Source organism: Streptomyces sp. Tu 3180, from assembly GCF_009852415.1.
In the GTDB taxonomy this organism is placed as follows: domain Bacteria; phylum Actinomycetota; class Actinomycetes; order Streptomycetales; family Streptomycetaceae; genus Streptomyces.
In genome coordinates this window covers 2,004,220-2,023,256 of record NZ_WOXS01000002.1, presented here as the reverse complement: position 1 = coordinate 2,023,256, position 19,037 = coordinate 2,004,220, and the positions used below count along the sequence as shown (strand labels likewise).

Sequence of the window (19,037 nt, the reverse complement as noted above, 5' to 3'; positions counted from 1 at the left end):
GCTGGTTGCTCATGGGTGGAACGTTGACTACTCGGTCCGATCACTGGGCCGGAGGCTGCCAGTACTGCCCGTAAGGGCGTGGAACGCACGATCTCCGGACAGGGTCCGGCCGGGCACGCTGTTGGGTGTCTGAGGGCACGGCCGCACGGTCGTCTCTCGGTTGCCGGCCCCAGTGAACTCGGGATGTTGTCCCGGGGTGGTGGGTGGTTGGTCGTTGTTTGAGAACTGCACAGTGGACGCGAGCATCTGTGGCCAAGTTTTTAAGGGCGCACGGTGGATGCCTTGGCACCAGGAACCGATGAAGGACGTGGGAGGCCACGATAGGCCCCGGGGAGTCGTCAACCAGGCTTTGATCCGGGGGTGTCCGAATGGGGAAACCCGGCAGTCGTCATGGGCTGTCACCCGCTGCTGAACACATAGGCAGTGTGGAGGGAACGCGGGGAAGTGAAACATCTCAGTACCCGCAGGAAGAGAAAACAACCGTGATTCCGGGAGTAGTGGCGAGCGAAACCGGATGAGGCCAAACCGTATGCGTGTGAGACCCGGCAGGGGTTGCGCATGCGGGGTTGTGGGATCTCTCTTTCATGGTCTGCCGGCCATGAGACGAGTCAGAAACCGTTGATGTAGGCGAAGGACATGCGAAAGGTCCGGCGTAGAGGGTAAGACCCCCGTAGTCGAAACGTCAGCGGCTCGTTGGAGAGACACCCAAGTAGCACGGGGCCCGAGAAATCCCGTGTGAATCTGGCGGGACCACCCGCTAAGCCTAAATATTCCCTGGTGACCGATAGCGGATAGTACCGTGAGGGAATGGTGAAAAGTACCCCGGGAGGGGAGTGAAATAGTACCTGAAACCGTGTGCCTACAAGCCGTGGGAGCGTCGGACATCAGCTTGCTGGTGTCTCGTGACTGCGTGCCTTTTGAAGAATGAGCCTGCGAGTTTGCGGTGTGTTGCGAGGTTAACCCGGGTGGGGTAGCCGTAGCGAAAGCGAGTCCGAACAGGGCGCTTCAGTAGCACGCTCAAGACCCGAAGCGGAGTGATCTAGCCATGGGCAGGTTGAAGCGGAGGTAAGACTTCGTGGAGGACCGAACCCACCAGGGTTGAAAACCTGGGGGATGACCTGTGGTTAGGGGTGAAAGGCCAATCAAACTCCGTGATAGCTGGTTCTCCCCGAAATGCATTTAGGTGCAGCGTCGTGTGTTTCTTGCCGGAGGTAGAGCACTGGATAGGCGATGGGCCCTACCGGGTTACTGACCTTAGCCAAACTCCGAATGCCGGTAAGTGAGAGCGCGGCAGTGAGACTGTGGGGGATAAGCTCCATGGTCGAGAGGGAAACAGCCCAGAGCATCGACTAAGGCCCCTAAGCGTACGCTAAGTGGGAAAGGATGTGGAGTCGCACAGACAACCAGGAGGTTGGCTTAGAAGCAGCCACCCTTGAAAGAGTGCGTAATAGCTCACTGGTCTAGTGATTCCGCGCCGACAATGTAGCGGGGCTCAAGCGTACCGCCGAAGTCGTGTCATTGCAGCAATAAGCCCCAACGGGTGCTGTGATGGGTAGGGGAGCGTCGTCTGCCGGGTGAAGCAGCCGCGGAAGCGAGTTGTGGACGGTTGACGAGTGAGAATGCAGGCATGAGTAGCGATTCACACGTGAGAAACGTGTGCGCCGATTGACTAAGGGTTCCTGGGTCAAGCTGATCTGCCCAGGGTAAGTCGGGACCTAAGGCGAGGCCGACAGGCGTAGTCGATGGATAACCGGTTGATATTCCGGTACCCGCTGTGAAGCGTCAAACACCGAGCATCGTGATGCTAAGGCCGTGAAGCCGCCCCGGATCCTTCGGGTGAAGGGGAGTGGTGGAGCCGCCGGCCCAAGCGGTTAGTAGGTGAGTGATGGGGTGACGCAGGAAGGTAGTCCAGCCCGGGCGGTGGTTGTCCCGGGGTAAGGGTGTAGCCCGAGTGGTAGGCAAATCCGCCACTCATGAGGGTGAGACCTGATGCCGAGCCGATTGTGGTGAAGTGGATGATCCTATGCTGTCGAGAAAAGCCTCTAGCGAGTTTCATGGCGGCCCGTACCCTAAACCGACTCAGGTGGTCAGGTAGAGAATACCGAGGCGTTCGGGTGAACTATGGTTAAGGAACTCGGCAAAATGCCCCCGTAACTTCGGGAGAAGGGGGGCCACATCCGGTGACGGCACTTGCTGCCGGAGCTGGGGGTGGCCGCAGAGACCAGCGAGAAGCGACTGTTTACTAAAAACACAGGTCCGTGCGAAGCCGTAAGGCGATGTATACGGACTGACGCCTGCCCGGTGCTGGAACGTTAAGGGGACCGGTTAGCTCACCTTCGGGTGGGCGAAGCTGAGAACTTAAGCGCCAGTAAACGGCGGTGGTAACTATAACCATCCTAAGGTAGCGAAATTCCTTGTCGGGTAAGTTCCGACCTGCACGAATGGCGTAACGACTTCTCGACTGTCTCAACCATAGGCCCGGTGAAATTGCACTACGAGTAAAGATGCTCGTTTCGCGCAGCAGGACGGAAAGACCCCGGGACCTTTACTACAGTTTGATATTGGTGTTCGGTTCGGCTTGTGTAGGATAGCTGGGAGACTGTGAAGCTCGGACGCCAGTTCGGGTGGAGTCGTCGTTGAAATACCAGTCTGGTCGTGCTGGATGTCTAACCTGGGTCCGTGATCCGGATCAGGGACAGTGTCTGATGGGTAGTTTAACTGGGGCGGTTGCCTCCTAAAGGGTAACGGAGGCGCCCAAAGGTTCCCTCAGCCTGGTTGGCAATCAGGTGTTGAGTGTAAGTGCACAAGGGAGCTTGACTGTGAGACCGACGGGTCGAGCAGGGACGAAAGTCGGGACTAGTGATCCGGCGGTGGCTTGTGGAAGCGCCGTCGCTCAACGGATAAAAGGTACCCCGGGGATAACAGGCTGATCTTCCCCAAGAGTCCATATCGACGGGATGGTTTGGCACCTCGATGTCGGCTCGTCGCATCCTGGGGCTGGAGTCGGTCCCAAGGGTTGGGCTGTTCGCCCATTAAAGCGGTACGCGAGCTGGGTTTAGAACGTCGTGAGACAGTTCGGTCCCTATCCGCTGTGCGCGCAGGAGTCTTGAGAAGGGCTGTCCCTAGTACGAGAGGACCGGGACGGACGAACCTCTGGTGTGCCAGTTGTTCTGCCAAGGGCATGGCTGGTTGGCTACGTTCGGGAGGGATAACCGCTGAAAGCATCTAAGCGGGAAGCCTGCTTCGAGATGAGGACTCCCACCCACTTGATGGGGTAAGGCTCCCAGTAGACGACTGGGTTGATAGGCCGGATATGGAAGCACGGTAACGTGTGGAGTTGACCGGTACTAATAGGCCGAGGGCTTGTCCTCAGTTGCTCGCGTCCACTGTGTCAGTTCTGAGACAACGACCGTTGTCGGCTTTGAGTAGAACAGACAAGAGAAAAGTGTGCTTGTTCGCTCGAAACCATTAGGGTTTCGGTGGTCATAGCGTAGGGGAAACGCCCGGTTACATTCCGAACCCGGAAGCTAAGCCTTACAGCGCCGATGGTACTGCAGGGGGGACCCTGTGGGAGAGTAGGACGCCGCCGAACAATCTTTGGAAGGACCCCTGGTCACCAGCGTTCAGCTGGGACCAGGGGTCCTTTTTTATTTATGCTTGCAGTACCGAAGACAGGAGTCACCGATGTCCGCCAACTCTCCCGACGACCGACCTGAGCGCGACCAGCGGCGACGGGACAGCGGTGACCGCTCCGACCGCGGCGGCCAGCGCGGTGGCCCGCGTCGAGGCAGTGACCGTGACCACGGATTCCGCAGGGACGGCGACCGACCCTCTTTCCGGCGTGACGACCGTGACCGCGATCGGGACCGGGGTGGTGACCGTGACCGCGAGTTCCGGCGTGACGACCGGAGCGGTGGCCGGCCGGAGCGTGGGGGCTTCCGCGGGCGCGATGACAATCGCGGCGGTGAGCGCGGTGGTTACCGCGGTCGGGACGACCGCAGGGACGACCGACGCGATGGCGAGCGTTCCGGCTTCCGCCGCGACGACGACCGTGGGTACGACCGGCGGAACGACGAGCGCGGCGGTGACCGGGGCGGCTTCCGGCGGGACGACTCCCGTGGCGGCGAGCGCGGTGGTTACCGCGGGCGGGACGACAGCCGCGGCGGTGACCGTGGCGGCTTCCGCCGCGATGACCGTCGTACCGACGAGCGCGGCGGTGACCGCGGTGGCTTCCGGCGGGACGACCGTCGTACCGACGAGCGCGGCGGTGACCGTGGCGGCTTCCGGCGGGACGACTCCCGTGGTGGCGAGCGCGGTGGTTACCGCGGGCGGGACGACCGGGGTGACCGGGGCGGTTTCCGTGGCCGCGACGACAGCCGCGGCGGTGACCGTGGTGGTTTCCGGCGGGACGACCGCCGTGATGACCGTCGTACCGACGAGCGCGGTGGTGACCGCGGCGGCTTCCGCCGCGACGACGACCGTGGTTACGGCCGTCGTACCGACGAGCGCGGTGGTGACCGCGGTGGTTTCCGGCGGGACGACCGCCGTGATGACCGGCGTACCGACGAGCGCGGTGGTGACCGCGGTGGTTTCCGGCGGGACGACCGCCGTGATGACCGGCGTACCGACGAGCGCGGTGGTGACCGCGGTGGTTTCCGCCGCGACGACGACCGTGGTTACGGCCGTCGTACCGACGAGCGCGGCGGCGACCGCGGTGGTTTCCGGCGGGACGACCGCCGTGATGACCGTCGTACCGACGAGCGCGGTGGTGACCGCGGCGGCTTCCGCCGCGACGACTCCCGGGGCGGCGAGCGCGGTGGGTTCCGGGGACGGGACGACCGTGGGCGTGGGCCTCGGCGCGACGACCGCGGGGGACGGCCCGGCGGTTACCGCGGGCGGGACGACCGGCACGGCGGCGGGCGGTTCCGTGAGGACCGGGACCGGGACCGCGAGCCGATCAAGCGGCTGCCGATCCCCGAGGACGTCACCGGCGAGGAGATCGACAAGGACGTACGGCAGGAGCTGCAGAGCCTGCCCAAGACCCTCGCGGAGGACGTCGCCAAGAACCTGGTGATGGTCGCCCGGCTGATCGACGAGGACCCCGAGGGCGCGTACGGCTACTCCAGGGTGGCCCTGCGGCTGGCGTCGCGCGTCGCCGCCGTACGGGAGGCCGCCGGGTTCGCCGCGTACGCCAACCAGAAGTACGCCGAGGCGCTCGCCGAGTTCCGCGCCGCCCGTCGGATGACCGGGACCGTGGACCTGTGGCCCCTCATGGCCGACTGCGAGCGTGGGCTCGGGCGGCCGGAGAAGGCGCTGGACATGGCCGGGGCGCCCGAGGTGCACAAGCTCGACAAGGCGGGGCAGGTCGAGATGCGGCTCGTCGCGGCCGGCGCCCGGCGCGACATGGGGCAGCTGGACGCGGCGATCGTGACGCTGCAGAGCTCCGAGCTGGCGTCCAACTCGGTGCAGCCGTGGACCGCGCGACTGCGCTACGCCTACGCCGACGCACTGCTCGCCGCCGGACGGTCCGGCGAGGCGCGGGACTGGTTCGCCAAGGCCGTGGAGGCCGACCGGGACGGCAGCACGGACGCTTCCGACCGGCTGGCCGAGCTGGACGGCGTGGAGTTCGTGGACGCCCTCGACGAGGGCGGGGACGACGACGCCCGCGCGGACGAGGACGCCGACGAGGACTGACGTCCGTCCGGGGCGGAGAACGGTGCGAAGGGGCGGGCCTCCCGGTGGGGCCCGCCCCTTCGCGTGTGCTCCGGGGGGTCAGAGGTCGAGTGCGCGCAGGACCAGGCCGGAGGCCGGCTTCGGGCCGAACGACGTCGACTTGCGGGGCATCGTGACACCCTGGCGGGCGAGGTCGCGGACGACGTCCTCGCGGACCGGGTGCATCAGGACGGCCGTGCCGCCGTCGCGTTCCGCCTTCTCGACCGTCGCGGCCGTGTCGTGGATGTAGGCGATGCGGGCGGGGGAGTCCTCGGGGACGTGCCAGACGTGGGCGAGGAGCGTGGCGTGCAGGACCGTCGCGTCCAGGGTGCGCCAGGCCGCCGGGCGGTCGGCCGGGACCGTGCGGGCCAGCAGCTCCGGGGCCGGGCGGTCGACGAGGTGGAAGGCGCCGTCCCCGGCGAGGAGGAAGGCGTTGCCCGTACGGGCCGCTTCGGCCAGGGCGTCCATGGCCCCGGACAGCACGGTGCCGTCGAGGCGGCGGACGCGGAAGAGGCCGTCGAGGGCGCCCAGCGCGTCCGCGACCGGCAGATCGTGCAGGAGGCGGTGGATGGCGCGGACCCGCAGGGGGTAGCGGGTCGTGTCGACGAGGAGGACCAGGCCGTGGTCCCAGGGACCGGGGGAGGGGTGTTCCGCGCGCAGGCGGCGGTAGGTCGCCCAGCGGTGGTGGCCGTCGGCGATGAGGGCCTGGTGACCGGCGAGCTCCCCGCCGATCGTGGTCAGGTCCGCGGGATCGGTGACGGACCACAGGCGGTGGTGGACGCCGTCCTCCGTGGTGGTCGCGAGGAGCGGAGGCCGCTCGGCGGTGCGCTCGATCAGGCCGGCCGTGGCGGTCGCCGCGCCGTCGCCGCGGTAGGTGAGCAGCAGCGGCTCGAGATTGGCCGAGGTGGCCCGCATGAGATCGGCGCGGTCGGCGACGACGTGCGGCATGACGTCCTCGTGCGGCAGGACCAGTCGCTCGTCGGGGTCCGAGACGCGCAGGGCACCGATGATGCCGCGCTGCAGCATGCCCGCGTCGTCGCGCTGCTCGTAGACGTACAGCCCGGGTTCGGCGTCGTGGGTCAGGATTCCCTCGGAGCGCCAGCGGCGCAAGGTGTCGGCGGCCTGGGCGTTGCGTGCCTCGGGCGTGCCGGCCTCGGGCAGGATCAGCCGGACGATGTTGTACGGGTCGGCGGACTGGAGGTGGTGCAGGCCGTCGGGGCGGACGACGACGTCGTACGGCGGGGATGTCACGGCGGCCAGGCTGCCGACCCGGTCGGGGTCGTAACGAAGGCCTCGGAACGGGGTGAGTTCCAGGCCCTGGGGCACCTTTGCTTCCGAGTGACCTGCTGTGTTCATCCCGGCATCGTACGGGTGCCGTTGGTATGGGGGATGATCGGGGGAAAGCCGTCGAACGAGGAGCGATGCGGAATGAGCCGGAGCGTCAGGACGAGTCCCGGGGCCAGTGGGCGGGCCCTGAGCGAGGCGTACGACACGGCGCTGCTCGACCTCGACGGTGTGGTGTACGCGGGCGGGAGCGCGATCGTCCACGCGGTCGAGTCCCTCGCGGCGGCCCGCGAGGGCGGCATGCACCTCGCCTACGTGACGAACAACGCCCTGCGCACTCCGGACGCCGTGGCCGCGCACCTGACCGAGCTGGGGATACCGGCGGACGCCGGCGACGTCATCACCTCCGCGCAGGCCGTGGCACGGCTGGTCGGCGAGCAGGTGCCGCAGGGCTCCCGGGTGCTGGTGGTCGGCGGTGAGGGACTGCGAGTGGCGCTGCGCGAGCGCGGACTGGTGCCGGTGGAGTCGGCGGACGACGATCCGGTGGCGGTCGTGCAGGGGTACGGCGGGCCCGAGTTGCCGTGGGGGCGGTTCGCGGAGGCGTCCTACGCCGTCGCGCGCGGGGTGCCGTGGTTCGCGTCCAACACCGACCTGACGATCCCCAGCGGGCGGGGCATCGCCCCGGGCAACGGCGCGGCGGTGGAGGTCGTGCGGATCGCCACGGGTGCCGAGCCGCAGGTCGCGGGCAAGCCGCTGCCGCCGATGCACCGGGAGACGATCCTGCGCACGGGTGCCGAGCGGCCGTTGGTGGTGGGGGACCGGCTGGACACCGACATCGAGGGCGCGTTCAACGGCGGGGTCGACTCCCTGCTGGTGCTGACCGGGGTGACGGACGGGCCGCGGCTGCTGGCCGCGCCGCCGCAGCACCGGCCGACCTACGTCGACGCCGATCTGCGCGGGATGCTCACCGGGCAGCCGGAGGTCGTCGCGGCGGACGGCGGGTTCCGGTGCGGTGGCTGGACGGCGACGGCGGGGGCCGGGAGGCTGGAACTCGACGGGGACGGCGCCGCGCCGGACGGGCTGCGTGCGCTGTGCGCGGCGGCGTGGACGGCGGCCGGTGACGGTGTGTGCGAGCTGGAGAGCGGCAAGGCGCTGGCACGGCTGGGACTGTGATCCTCGGCTCCGGCCCCGCCGGCGTCCGGTCGCCGGACTCCGCTCTCCGGTGTTCCCCGTCCCCTCCGTCACGGGGAAGGCGACGGCGGGATCTTGATCCAATGGCAGGGTAGGCTAACCTAACTGCGTGTTGGTCGAGAGTCCCCCCGAACAGCGCGCGGAGGACACCCCCGCGCCCCCAAGACGCCGGGCCGTGCGCCTCCTCGGGCTGCCGGTCGCCGTCGCGATCCTGGTGCTCGTCGCGCTGGCGAGCCTCGCGATCGGAGCGAAGGACCTGTCCCTCGGTCAGGTCTGGCACGGCCTGTTCGAGGACACCGGCAGCTACAGCGACGTGGTCGTCGCCGACCGGTTGTCACGGACCGTGCTCGGGCTGCTCGTCGGCGCGGCGCTCGGTCTGGCGGGAGCGGTGCTGCAGGCGCTCACCCGCAACCCGCTGGCCGATCCCGCCCTGCTCGGCATCAACGCGGGCGCGTCCGCGGCCGTGGTCACCGCCATCACCTTCTTCGGCATCACGTCGCTGTCCGGGTACGTGTGGTTCGCGTTCTTCGGTGCGGCGGCCGTCGGGGCGCTGGTGTGGTTCCTGGGCGGCAGCCGGGGGGCGACGCCGGTGCGGCTCGTGCTCGCCGGCACCGCGATCAGCGCCGCGCTCTACGGCTACATCCAGGCCATCATGATCCTGGACGACGCGGCGCTCGGCAGGATGCGCTTCTGGACGGTGGGTTCGCTGTCCTCGGGGAGCGACTCGACCATCCGGCAGGTCCTGCCGTTCCTCCTGGCCGGCTGCGTCCTCGCGCTGGCGCTCGCCCGGCCGCTCAACGCCATGGCCATGGGCGACGACACCGCCAAGGCCCTCGGCGCCAACCTCAACCGCACCCGGGCCCTGTCCATGCTCGCCGCGACCGTGCTGTGCGGGGCCGCGACCGCGGCGTGCGGGCCGATCGTGTTCGTCGGCCTGATGGTGCCGCACGTCGTGCGTTCCTTCACCGGACCCGACCTGCGCTGGATCCTCCCGTACGCGGCGATCCTGTCCCCCGTGCTGCTGCTCGGGGCCGACGTGATCGGGCGGATCGTGACCCGGCCCGCGGAGCTCCAGGTCGGCATCGTCACGGCGGTCCTCGGCGGCCCGGTCTTCATCTTTCTCGTACGACGGCGGAGGACGGCCCAGCTGTGAAGACCAACCGCGCGGTGCGGACTCCCGGCGGCCTCTCGGTCCGGCTGGACGTGCGCGCCCTCACCGTCGTCGTGCTGCTCCTGCTCGCGGCGCTCGCCGCGAGCGTGGTGCTGATCGGCACCGGCGACTTCCCGATACCCGCCGCCGACGTGCTCCGGACGCTGGTCGGCGAGGGCAACGCCGGCCAGGAGTTCATCGTCACCGAACTGCGGCTGCCCCGGGTCCTGGTCGGCCTGCTGGTCGGCGCCTCGCTCGGACTCGGCGGCGCGCTGTTCCAGTCCGTCTCCCGCAACCCGCTGGGCAGCCCGGACGTCCTCGGCCTCGGACAGGGGGCGACCGCCGGCGCGCTCACCATGATCGTGCTGTTCTCCGGCACCGCGGGCCAGGTCGCCCTCGGCGCGCTCGCCGGCGGGCTGGTGACCGGCCTGGCCATCTACGTGCTCGCCTGGAAGCGGGGCGTGCACGGGTACCGGCTGGTCCTGGTCGGCATCGGCGTCTCGGCGATCGTCACGGCGGTCAACGGATACCTGCTCACCAAGTCCGACATCGTCGACGCGGCCCGCGCGGTCGTGTGGATGACCGGGTCCCTCGACGGCCGTGACTGGGACCAGGTCTGGCCGCTGCTCGCCCTGTGCGCCGTCCTCGTGCCCGTGGTCCTCGCCAACTCCCGCGGCCTCAGGATGATGGAGATGGGCGACGACGTCTCGTCCGCCCTCGGCGTGCGGGTGGAGCGCGTACGGCTGGTGCTGCTGGTGTCGGCCGTGCTGCTCACCGCGTCCGCGACCGCCGCCGCCGGACCGGTCGCCTTCGTCGCGCTCACCGCGCCGCAGCTCGCCCGGCGCCTGACCCGTTCACCCGGGCCGAACCTGGTGGCGTCGCTGTGCATGGGCGCCGCCCTGCTGGTCACCGCCGACTGGGTCTCGCAGCGGGCGTTCGGCGCCGAGCAGCTGCCCGTGGGCGTGGTCACCGGCGTGCTCGGCGGGGTCTACCTGCTGTGGCTGCTGGTCACCGAGCGCAGGGCGGGCCGCATATGAGCGCCGTGAGCGAGAAGAACAGGGGCAGCAAGAGCAGTGCCAGCAGCGGGCTGGACGACCGAAGGAGCACCGTGAACCGACTGTCCGCCGAGAACGTCACCCTCGCCTACGACCAGCGGGTCATCGCCGAGCAGCTGTCGGTGGAGATACCGGACCACTCCTTCACCGTGATCGTCGGCCCCAACGGGTGCGGCAAGTCGACGCTGCTGCGGGCGCTGTCGCGGATGCTCAGGCCCAGCGAGGGACGGGTCCTGCTCGACGGGCAGGTCATCCAGTCGATGCCCGCGAAGAAGGTCGCCCGGATCCTGGGACTGCTGCCCCAGTCGTCGATCGCGCCCGACGGCATCACGGTCGCCGACCTGGTGGGCCGCGGCCGCTATCCGCACCAGGGCATCCTGCGCCAGTGGTCGGCCGAGGACGAGCGGGTGGTCCGGGAGTCGATGGCCCGCACGGGGATCGCCGAGCTGGCGGAACGCTACGTCGACGAGCTCTCCGGCGGCCAGCGGCAGCGCGTGTGGATCGCGATGGCGCTGGCCCAGCAGACGCCGCTGCTGCTGCTCGACGAGCCGACCACCTACCTGGACATCCAGCACCAGGTCGACGTCCTGGACCTGTGCGCGGACCTGCACGAGGAGCAGGGACGCACCCTCGTCGCCGTGCTGCACGACCTCAACCACGCCGCCCGGTACGCCACCCACCTCATCGCCCTGCGCGGGGGGAAGGTCGTCGCCCAGGGCGCGCCGAAGGACATCGTCACCGCCGGGCTGGTCGAGGAGGTCTTCGGGCTGCGCTGCCAGGTCATCGACGACCCCGAGACGGGCACGCCCCTGATCGTGCCGGCGGCGCGCAGGGCGCGGGCGGCGGCCGGGGGCCGGGGCGCGGCGGAGAAGGCGGTCGCTACAGGAGCTTCCTGAGGCGGAACAGGTCGCGCAGACCCGCCTCCAGCCTCACCCGGCCCGAGCCCCAGGCCCTGGCGAAGTGCAGTTCGCCGTCGACCAGGGCCACCAGGTCGTCGCCGGTCATCGCGAGCCTCATCTGGGCCTTCTCGCGCGGCGGGCCCGGAAACGTCTCGTGCACCTCGATCCGGCCGCCGGTGAGCCGGCCGGCGAAGGTCACGTCCAGGTCGGTGATGTGACAACTGACCGAGCGGTCCATCGCCGCGGCCGCGCGGACGTCCCCCTCGGCGTGCTGCATGTTGTCCGAAAGCTTGCCGAGTGCGGCACGGCACTCCTCGATCGTGGCCATCGCGGACGACGGTACCCCAGGCGTTCGCGGTAGCGTCGGGGCATGAACGACGCAGTACCGGAGGCGCGGAGCGCGGAGCCGGGCATCGCGCGGCCCGTGCCCGGGCCCGGGCACGCCGGGCCGCAGCCGCCGCCCGAGGGCGAACCGAGCGCCCCGGCCCCCCTGAACGTGCCGCGCACCCCCACCGGCAACGCCGAGGTGGACGCCCGCCTCGAGCGGCTGGCCGACGCCGACCACCTCGCCACCGACGGCCACGTCGAGGTGTACGAGGATGTACACCGGGGGCTGCGCGACGCGCTCACCGCGCTCGACGCCCATCCGGGACCTCCGGCTCCCGCCCCCCGACCAGGCCCTTCGGGCCACCCATCCGATCTGGCACACGGACACAGGAGCTGAACCGAACGTGGCAGGAGTCGCACGCCGCCGTCTCGACGCGGAGCTGGTCCGCCGCAAGCTCGCGCGTTCGCGCGAGCACGCCGGCCAACTGATCGCCGCGGGCCGGGTCAGCGTCGGCAAGACCGTCGCGACCAAGCCCGCCACGCAGGTGGAGACCGCCGCCGCGATCGTCGTCGCCGCCGACGCCGACGACCCGGACTACGTGTCGCGCGGAGGGCACAAGCTGGCCGGCGCGCTCGACGCCTTCGTGCCGCGGGGGCTGGTCGTCGAGGGGCGGCGGGCACTGGACGCCGGTGCCTCCACCGGCGGCTTCACCGACGTCCTGCTGCGGGCCGGGGCCGCGCACGTGGTCGCCGTGGACGTCGGATACGGACAACTCGCGTGGTCTCTGCGGAACGATGAACGCGTCACCGTCAAGGACCGTACGAACGTACGGGAGTTGACGCTCGAGGCGATCGATGGGGAGCCTGTGGATCTTGTCGTGGGGGATCTGTCCTTCATTCCGCTCGGGCTGGTCCTGCCCGCCCTGGCGCGGTGCGTGAAACCGGACGCCGACCTGGTGATGATGGTCAAGCCGCAGTTCGAGGTGGGCAAGGAGCGGCTGGGCAGCGGGGGAGTGGTCCGCAGCCCGCAGCTGCGCGCCGAGGCCGTGCGCCAGGTGGCGGCCAAGGCCTGGGAGCTGGGACTCGGGACGAGGGGCGTGACGGCGAGTCCGCTGCCCGGCCCCTCCGGGAACGTCGAATACTTCCTGTGGCTGCGGGCCGGGGCGCCGGAACCGGACCCGGCCGACATCGACCGTGCAGTGGCGGAGGGGCCGCGTTGAGACAGAACCGAGCTCGTACTGTTTTCCTGCTGGCCCACACCGGGCGGCCCGCGGCCATCCGCAGCGCGGAGCTCGTGGTCAAGGGGCTGCTGCGCTCCGGCCTGGGGGTGCGGGTGCTGGAGGACGAGGCGCGCGACCTGCCGCTGCCGGACGACGTGCAGACCGTCAAGGAGGCCACCCCGCAGTGCCTGGACGACTGCGAGCTGCTGATCGTGCTCGGCGGTGACGGCACGCTGCTGCGCGGCGCCGAGTTCGCCCGCGCCTCCGGGGTGCCCATGCTCGGCGTCAACCTCGGGCGGGTCGGCTTCCTCGCCGAGGCCGAGCGGGACGACCTCGAGAAGGTGGTCGACCGCGTGGTGAGCAGGGCGTACGAGGTCGAGGAGCGCATGACCGTCGACGTCGTCGTGCACCGCAACGGCGACATCGTGCACACGGACTGGGCGCTGAACGAGGCGGCCGTGCAGAAGGTGTCCGCCGAGCGGATGCTGGAGGTCGTGCTGGAGATCGACGGGCGGCCGGTCACCGGGTTCGGCTGCGACGGGATCGTGTGCGCCACCCCGACCGGTTCGACCGCCTACGCGTTCTCCGCGGGCGGACCCGTGGTGTGGCCCGAGGTCGAGGCGCTGCTGATGGTGCCGATCTCGGCGCACGCGCTGTTCGCCAAGCCGCTGGTGACCTCGCCGGACTCCGTGCTGGCGGTGGAGGTGCTGCCGCACGTCCCGCCGGGCGTGCTGTGGTGCGACGGGCGGCGCACGGTGGAGCTGCCGCCCGGCGCCCGGGTGGAGGTGCGGCGCGGAGCCGTGCCGGTGCGGCTGGCCCGGCTGCACCACGCCTCGTTCACGGACCGGCTGGTGGCGAAGTTCGCGCTGCCCGTCTCCGGGTGGCGGGGCGCGCCGCACTAGGGTCTTTCGTCCGGTGCGTGCCGAGGGCCCGGAGCGGCACGCACCGCGGGCTCCCCGGGCGGGGACCTCGCGCGCGGGACGTCCCGCGCCCGCTCGCCCGCGCGGACGACAGGGCGCCGTCGGGCTCCTCCGGCCGGGCCCGCCGGACGGACCCGGGGCAGGACCCGTGCGAATCGGGAACATCCGTTCGAAGAGTGATGCTCCGGCCCGGCCACGGCACGTGATGACCCCTGATGGGTGGGGCGGCGTCGCACAGCGACCACGAAACCTCGTATGGTCGGGTGCGTGTTGGAGGAGATGCGGATACGGTCGCTCGGAGTGATCGACGACGCTGTCGTCGAGCTGTCGCCCGGCTTCACCGCCGTCACCGGTGAGACGGGCGCGGGCAAGACCATGGTGGTCACCAGCCTCGGCCTGTTGCTGGGTGGACGGGCGGATGCGGCCCTGGTGCGGATCGGCGCCAAGAACGCGGTCGTGGAGGGGCGGATCACCGTGCCCCGGGACACCGCGGCCGTCGTACGGGCGGAGGAGGCCGGGGCCGAGCTCGACGACGGGACGCTGCTGATCAGCCGCACCGTTTCCGCCGAGGGGCGGTCGCGGGCGCACGTCGGCGGGCGGAGCGTGCCCGTGGGGCTGCTCGCCGAGCTCGCCGACGACCTGGTGGCCGTGCACGGGCAGACCGACCAGCAGGGGCTGCTGAAGCTGTCCCGGCAGCGGCAGGCGCTCGACCGGTACGCGGGGTACGCGGTCGCCGTGCCGCTCGGCAAGTACACCGAGGCGTACAAGCGGCTGCGGGCGGTCACCGCGGAGCTCGAACAGATCACCACGCGCGCGCGTGAGCGGGCCCAGGAGGCCGACATGCTGCGCTTCGGGCTCGACGAGGTCGCCGCCGTGGAGCCGCGCGCGGGTGAGGACGTGGAACTGGCGGAGGAGGCCGAGCGGCTCGGGCACGCCGAGGCGCTGGCGTCGGCCGCGGCGGTCGCGCACGCCGCCCTCGCGGGCAACCCGGAGGACCCCGAGGGCGTCGACGCCGGGACGCTCGTCGCGGGCGCCCAGCGGGCCCTGGAGGCCGTACGGTCCCACGACCCGGCGCTGGCCGCGCTCACCGACCGGATCGGGGAGATCGGCATCCTGCTGCGCGACGTCGCCGGGGAGCTGGCGGGGTACGCCGACGACCTGGACGCCGACCCGCTGCGGCTGGCCGCGGTCGAGGAGCGGCGGGCCGCGCTCACCGGGCTGACCCGCAAGTACGGCGAGGACATCGCGGCCGTGCTGGCGTGGGCCGAGCAGAGCGCCGTCCGGCTCACCGAGCTGGAGGGCGACGACGAGCGGATCGAGGAGCTCACCGCCGAACGGGACGCGCTCCGCGCCGAACTGGGCTCCCTCGCCCAGCAGCTGACGGACGCGCGGACGGAGGCGGCGGAGCGGTTCGCGGCGGCCGTGACCGCCGAGCTGGCCTCGCTCGCCATGCCGCACGCGCGCGTGTCGTTCGACATCCGGCAGACCGAGGACCCCGAGGGCGTCGAGGTGGGCGGGCGCACGGTCGCCTACGGCCCGTCCGGCGTGGACGAGGTCGAGCTGCTGCTGGCCCCGCACCCCGGGGCGCCCGCCCGGCCCATCGCCAAGGGGGCGTCCGGCGGTGAGCTGTCGCGCGTGATGCTGGCCGTGGAGGTCGTGTTCGCGGGCACGGACCCCGTGCCGACGTACCTCTTCGACGAGGTGGACGCCGGTGTCGGCGGCAAGGCGGCGGTGGAGATCGGCCGGCGGCTCGCGCGGCTGGCGAAGACGGCGCAGGTCGTGGTCGTCACGCACCTGCCCCAGGTGGCCGCGTTCGCCGACCGGCAGCTCCTGGTCGAGAAGACCAACGACGGGTCGGTCACCCGGTCCGGGGTGAAGGTGCTCGAAGGCGAGGAACGGATCCGGGAGCTGTCCCGGATGCTCGCGGGCCAGGAGGACTCGCAGACCGCCCGCGCGCATGCGGAGGAGCTGCTGGCGACGGCCCGGGCGGACGTGTAGCCGGGGCGCGCGGAGGAGGGCGCGGCGTGCCGGCCCGCCGCCGGGGCCGGGGTCCCCGGCGCGGTTTCCGCGCGTGTCCCTCCGCGCTCCGGGACGGTGAGGCGACCGGCGGGGCGGTCGAGCTGTCCGGGATCCCGGCGGCCCGTCCCGGAGCGGGCCCCTCCGTCACCCGTGTGGGTGATACGCCCTCCCGTGCGGCCCCGGTCCCGTGCCCTCGCGGTTCCCGGAACCCCCGTACGTCCTGGCATCCTTGACGGAGTACACGGAGGAAACCGCGCGGTACACCCCCTCCGCATGATCCTTCCGTACGTCCTCCGTGACCGTCCGAACCGAACCAGGAGCCCGGCCGCGTGACCCCCGTGAGCAGCCACGCACCGCACGGCCGGTCGCCGTTGCGCACCGTGCAGGTGCTGGGCGGTGGCAACGCCGCCGGCGGCGCCCATGTGCGCTCGCTGGCCGCGGGGCTCGTCGCGCGGGGCGTGCGGGTCACGGTGTGCGCCCCCGCCGAAGCGGATCACACCTACGACTTCACGGGCGTCGGGGCCGAGCTCGTGCACGTGCCGCGCAGCAGCGACCCGGGATCGGTGGCCGCGCTGCGGGCGGCCTGCACGGACGCCGACCTGGTGCACGCGCACGGGCTGCACGCCTCCTTCCGCACGGTCCTCGCCCTCGGCGGACGGCACACCCCGCTCGTCGTGACCTGGCACGACCGGGCGCACGCCGACGGCCCGCGCGCGCACTTCCTGCGGATGCTGGAACGGCGGGTCGTCAGGGCGGCCACCGTGGTGCTCGGGACGACCTCCGTCCTCGTCGACCGGGCGCGCCGCGCGGGAGCGCGGGACGCGCGGCTGGCCGCGGTCCCGCTCCCCGGAACGCGCACGCCCCCGGGACCGGAGGACCCCGACCGGCTGCGGTCCAAGATCCGAGCCGAACTCGGCGCCGTGGAACGCCCGTTGCTCATCGCCGTCGGCTCCCTCGAACGGCACCGGGGCTACTCCGCCCTGCTGGACGCCACGCACGCCTGGAGCCGCCTCGACCCCGTGCCGCTGGTCGTCGTCGCGGGGGAGGGGCCGCTGCGCGGCGAACTCCAGCGGCGGATCGAGGACGAGGAGCTGCCGGTCCGGCTCATCGGCCGGCGCGACGACGTCTCCGACCTGCTCGCCGCCGCCGACCTCGCGCTGCTGCCCAGCCGGTGGGAGGCGCGCTCCCCGTTCGCCCAGGAGGCCCTCCACGCGCGCGTGCCGCTCGTCGCGACCGAGGTCGGCGGCATCCCCGAACTCGTCGGCGACGCCGCCGAACTCGTCCCGTACGGCAACGCGCGGGCACTCGCCGACGCCGTCGTACGACTGCTGGACGACCCCGGTCGCAGGGAGCTGCTCAGGGAGCGGGGCGCACGGCAGGCGGCGACCTGGCCGACCGAGGACCAGACGGTCGCCCACGTGCTCAGCGTGTACGACGAGTTGACCCGGCCCCGGCCGCTGCTCTGACGCCGGGCACCCGCCGCCGGGTCAGGCCACGTGCCGCCGGGCCCGCAGGGCCAGGCTCAACGCCAGTACCGTCTGCGGGTCGTCGAGGTCGGTGCCCAGCAACTCCCCGATGCGGGCGAGCCGGTTGTAGAGCGTCTGCCGGTTCAGGTGCAGTTCGCGGGCCGTCTCCGCCTTGCGGCCCGCATGGGCCAGGTACGTCTCCAGGGTGGGCAGCAGCGAAGGCCTGGAGCGGCGGTCGTGGTCCAGGAGGGGGCCGATCGCGCGGTCCACGAACGCCGCCAGGTCCGGATGGTCGCGCAGCCGCCACAGCAGCAGGTCGATGTCCAGCCGGCGGGCGTCGTACCAGGGGCGGTCCGGCAGGCCCTGCGCCGCGGTCGACGCCTCCGCCGCGTGCCGCAGCCCCGCCGACGCCGCCGCCCAGTCGCCGGCCGGCCCGACCACCACGACGGGCGGCCTGGCCCCCGGCCGCAGCATGCCCGCCCGCTCCACCCCGGCCCGCAGCGCCGCCGCCACCCGGTCCGCCGACGCCGGGCGCTCCGCCTCCGAGCGCAGCCCGAGCAACAGCGGCACCCGCCCCTCGACCGGCCGCACCCCCAGCAGGACGGGCACGCCGAGCGAGGCCAGCTCCTCGGCCACCGCGCGGGCCAGCACCGCCCAGCCTCCGCCCTGCGGGGACAGGGCGTCCCCGAGCCGCATCACCACCGGCAGCAGCGGGCCGGCGCCCGGCTTGAAGCCCAGCACGCGCGCCTGCGCGGGCGCGTCCTCGGCGGTGACCCGGCCCTCGGCGAGATCGGTGAGGAAGTCCCCGCGCCCCCGCGCCGCCAGCTCCTCCTCCTGACGGGCCTGCATCAGCACCACGGCGAGGATGCCCGCCGTCCGCTCGGCCGCCATGCGGTGCACCGGGGCCGGCTCGCTGCGCACCGGCAGCAGCACCAGCCGGGCCCGCACACCGCCGCTGCCGGGGCCGCCGCCGGGCACGTCCACCAGGGCCGAACCGGCCGGCGGGTCGTCCTGGTGCCGGTCCCGCAGCCCCTCCCACACCTGGAGCGGATCCGCTCCCTCGGGGCCCTCACCGGCCGCGTACAGCAGCTGTCCGTCCGTCGTCTCCAGGAAGACCGGGTTGCCGGTGAACCCGGCCAGGATCTCCAGGACCTGGGGCACCCCGCCGCCGCCCAGCAGCGCCTCGGTGCACCGGCGGTGCACCTCCTCCGCGCGTTGCAGCAGCGCGTAGTGCCCGTTGACGATCTCGGTGTGGATCTCCTCGGTGACCGTCACGAACGGCACCTCGCGGTGCAGCTGGACCAGGGGCAGTCCGGCCGCCCGGGCCGTGTCGACGAGTGCGGCGGGCAGCCGGGTGAAGCGCGGGCCCAGCTCCACCACGAGGGCCGCGATGCCCCGCTCGGCCAGCGTGCGCACGAACGCGCGCTGGTCGGCCGGGCGGTGGCCGAGTCCGTAGCCGGTGGTCAGCAGCAGTTCGCCGCCCTTGAGCAGCGAGGCGATGTTGGGCACCTCGCCCGCGTGCACCCAGCGCACCGTGCGCTGCAGCCGGTCGGCGCCCGCCACCACCTCGGGCAGTCCGCTGCGCAGCCCGGGCAGCTCCAGCGCCCGCCGCACGGTGATCCCGGCGCCCCGGGTGTCGTAACCGCTGTCCATACCCGGACGCTACCTGCGCGGATGTCCCCGGTGCATCCATGGGGCCGGGCGCGGGGAGGACGTCCGTTCCCCGCGCCCGCGGGCCGGGACGCCTGCCGCGGCCCGGGCGCGGTGCGGACGCCGGAGGCACCCGCACCGCGA

General features: G+C 71.5%; 14 protein-coding genes and 2 rRNA genes. 12 read left to right on the top strand and 4 right to left on the bottom strand.

Features of this window, described 5'->3' with window-relative positions; all coding sequences use genetic code 11:
- The first annotated feature begins 250 nt into the window (after window positions 1–250).
- Both GL259_RS09990 and rrf read left to right on the top strand, forming a co-directional pair.
- A 23S ribosomal RNA gene (locus GL259_RS09990) occupies window positions 251–3,371 on the top strand.
- 104 nt (window positions 3,372–3,475) lie between these two features.
- Window positions 3,476–3,592, top strand: a 5S ribosomal RNA gene (rrf, locus tag GL259_RS09985).
- 86 nt (window positions 3,593–3,678) lie between these two features.
- Here the strand turns inward: rrf and GL259_RS37985 are convergent.
- Complete coding sequence (locus GL259_RS37985) at window positions 3,679–4,911, bottom strand: hypothetical protein (protein ID WP_208026651.1); 1,233 nt, start codon at window positions 4,909–4,911, stop codon at window positions 3,679–3,681.
- Between the two features lie 54 nt (window positions 4,912–4,965).
- Here GL259_RS37985 and GL259_RS37980 point away from each other — a divergent pair, with 54 nt between their 5' ends.
- Window positions 4,966–5,694, top strand: a complete 729-nt coding sequence (locus tag GL259_RS37980) for a tetratricopeptide repeat protein (RefSeq protein WP_208026605.1) — start codon at window positions 4,966–4,968, stop codon at window positions 5,692–5,694.
- A 78-nt stretch (window positions 5,695–5,772) separates the two neighbouring features.
- On the opposite strand, the gene GL259_RS09975 is transcribed toward GL259_RS37980, so the two are convergent.
- The gene (locus tag GL259_RS09975) at window positions 5,773–7,068 is read right to left on the bottom strand and encodes a DUF1015 domain-containing protein (protein ID WP_159531229.1); all 1,296 of its coding nucleotides are present in this window, start codon (window positions 7,066–7,068) and stop codon (window positions 5,773–5,775) included.
- Window positions 7,069–7,140: 72 nt separating this feature from the next.
- Here GL259_RS09975 and GL259_RS09970 point away from each other — a divergent pair, with 72 nt between their 5' ends.
- The 4 genes from GL259_RS09970 (at window position 7,141) to GL259_RS09955 (ending at window position 11,288) form a co-directional block, all read left to right on the top strand.
- On the top strand, window positions 7,141–8,169 hold the full coding sequence (locus tag GL259_RS09970; RefSeq protein ID WP_159531228.1) for an HAD hydrolase-like protein: 1,029 nt from the start codon (window positions 7,141–7,143) through the stop codon (window positions 8,167–8,169).
- Between the two features lie 127 nt (window positions 8,170–8,296).
- A complete protein-coding gene (locus GL259_RS09965; RefSeq protein WP_159531227.1) occupies window positions 8,297–9,340 on the top strand; it encodes an iron chelate uptake ABC transporter family permease subunit in 1,044 nt (347 codons plus the stop codon).
- Window positions 9,337–10,374, top strand: a complete 1,038-nt coding sequence (locus GL259_RS09960; RefSeq protein ID WP_159531226.1) for an iron chelate uptake ABC transporter family permease subunit — start codon at window positions 9,337–9,339, stop codon at window positions 10,372–10,374. Before GL259_RS09965 ends, GL259_RS09960 begins: the two co-directional genes overlap by 4 nt.
- Window positions 10,371–11,288 carry an ABC transporter ATP-binding protein gene (locus GL259_RS09955; protein WP_159531225.1) on the top strand — a complete coding sequence of 306 codons (918 nt, stop codon included), beginning with the start codon at window positions 10,371–10,373 and terminating at the stop codon, window positions 11,286–11,288. The genes GL259_RS09960 and GL259_RS09955 overlap by 4 nt, the downstream gene beginning before the upstream one ends.
- Here GL259_RS09955 and GL259_RS09950 read toward each other — a convergent pair.
- A complete protein-coding gene (locus GL259_RS09950) occupies window positions 11,272–11,619 on the bottom strand; it encodes a sterol-binding protein (RefSeq protein ID WP_159531224.1) in 348 nt (115 codons plus the stop codon). The genes GL259_RS09955 and GL259_RS09950 overlap by 17 nt on opposite strands.
- 42 nt (window positions 11,620–11,661) lie before the next feature.
- On the opposite strand from GL259_RS09950, the gene GL259_RS09945 reads away from it, so the two are divergent.
- The 5 genes from GL259_RS09945 (at window position 11,662) to GL259_RS09925 (ending at window position 17,243) form a co-directional block, all read left to right on the top strand.
- A complete protein-coding gene (locus tag GL259_RS09945; protein ID WP_159531223.1) occupies window positions 11,662–12,015 on the top strand; it encodes a hypothetical protein in 354 nt (117 codons plus the stop codon).
- Window positions 12,016–12,022: 7 nt separating this feature from the next.
- Window positions 12,023–12,838, top strand: a complete 816-nt coding sequence (locus GL259_RS09940; RefSeq protein ID WP_159531222.1) for a TlyA family RNA methyltransferase — start codon at window positions 12,023–12,025, stop codon at window positions 12,836–12,838.
- Window positions 12,835–13,740 (top strand): NAD kinase, encoded by a 906-nt coding sequence (locus tag GL259_RS09935; protein ID WP_159531221.1) that lies wholly within the window; start codon window positions 12,835–12,837, stop codon window positions 13,738–13,740. Before GL259_RS09940 ends, GL259_RS09935 begins: the two co-directional genes overlap by 4 nt.
- Before the next feature lie 273 nt (window positions 13,741–14,013).
- Window positions 14,014–15,756 carry a DNA repair protein RecN gene (recN, locus tag GL259_RS09930; RefSeq protein WP_159531219.1) on the top strand — a complete coding sequence of 581 codons (1,743 nt, stop codon included), beginning with the start codon at window positions 14,014–14,016 and terminating at the stop codon, window positions 15,754–15,756.
- A gap of 350 nt (window positions 15,757–16,106) precedes the next feature.
- Window positions 16,107–17,243: a glycosyltransferase family 4 protein gene (locus tag GL259_RS09925; RefSeq protein WP_159531218.1), complete on the top strand. Its 1,137-nt coding sequence runs from the start codon at window positions 16,107–16,109 to the stop codon at window positions 17,241–17,243.
- A 21-nt stretch (window positions 17,244–17,264) separates the two neighbouring features.
- Here GL259_RS09925 and GL259_RS09920 read toward each other — a convergent pair whose 3' ends face one another.
- Window positions 17,265–18,896 (bottom strand): PucR family transcriptional regulator, encoded by a 1,632-nt coding sequence (locus GL259_RS09920; protein WP_159531217.1) that lies wholly within the window; start codon window positions 18,894–18,896, stop codon window positions 17,265–17,267.
- Between the last annotated feature and the right edge of the window lie 141 nt (window positions 18,897–19,037).

Bases quoted from the DNA above. Each gene is read 5' to 3' on its own strand.
- GL259_RS09975 (WP_159531229.1), bottom strand. From the start codon at position 7,068: ATGAACACAGCAGGTCACTCGGAAGCAAAGGTGCCCCAGGGCCTGGAA.
- GL259_RS09970 (WP_159531228.1), top strand. From the start codon at position 7,141: ATGAGCCGGAGCGTCAGGACGAGTCCCGGGGCCAGTGGGCGGGCCCTG.
- GL259_RS09955 (WP_159531225.1), top strand. From the start codon at position 10,371: ATGAGCGCCGTGAGCGAGAAGAACAGGGGCAGCAAGAGCAGTGCCAGC.
- GL259_RS09950 (WP_159531224.1), bottom strand. From the start codon at position 11,619: ATGGCCACGATCGAGGAGTGCCGTGCCGCACTCGGCAAGCTTTCGGAC.
- GL259_RS09945 (WP_159531223.1), top strand. From the start codon at position 11,662: ATGAACGACGCAGTACCGGAGGCGCGGAGCGCGGAGCCGGGCATCGCG.
- recN (WP_159531219.1), top strand. From the start codon at position 14,014: ATGGTCGGGTGCGTGTTGGAGGAGATGCGGATACGGTCGCTCGGAGTG.
- GL259_RS09920 (WP_159531217.1), bottom strand. From the start codon at position 18,896: ATGGACAGCGGTTACGACACCCGGGGCGCCGGGATCACCGTGCGGCGG.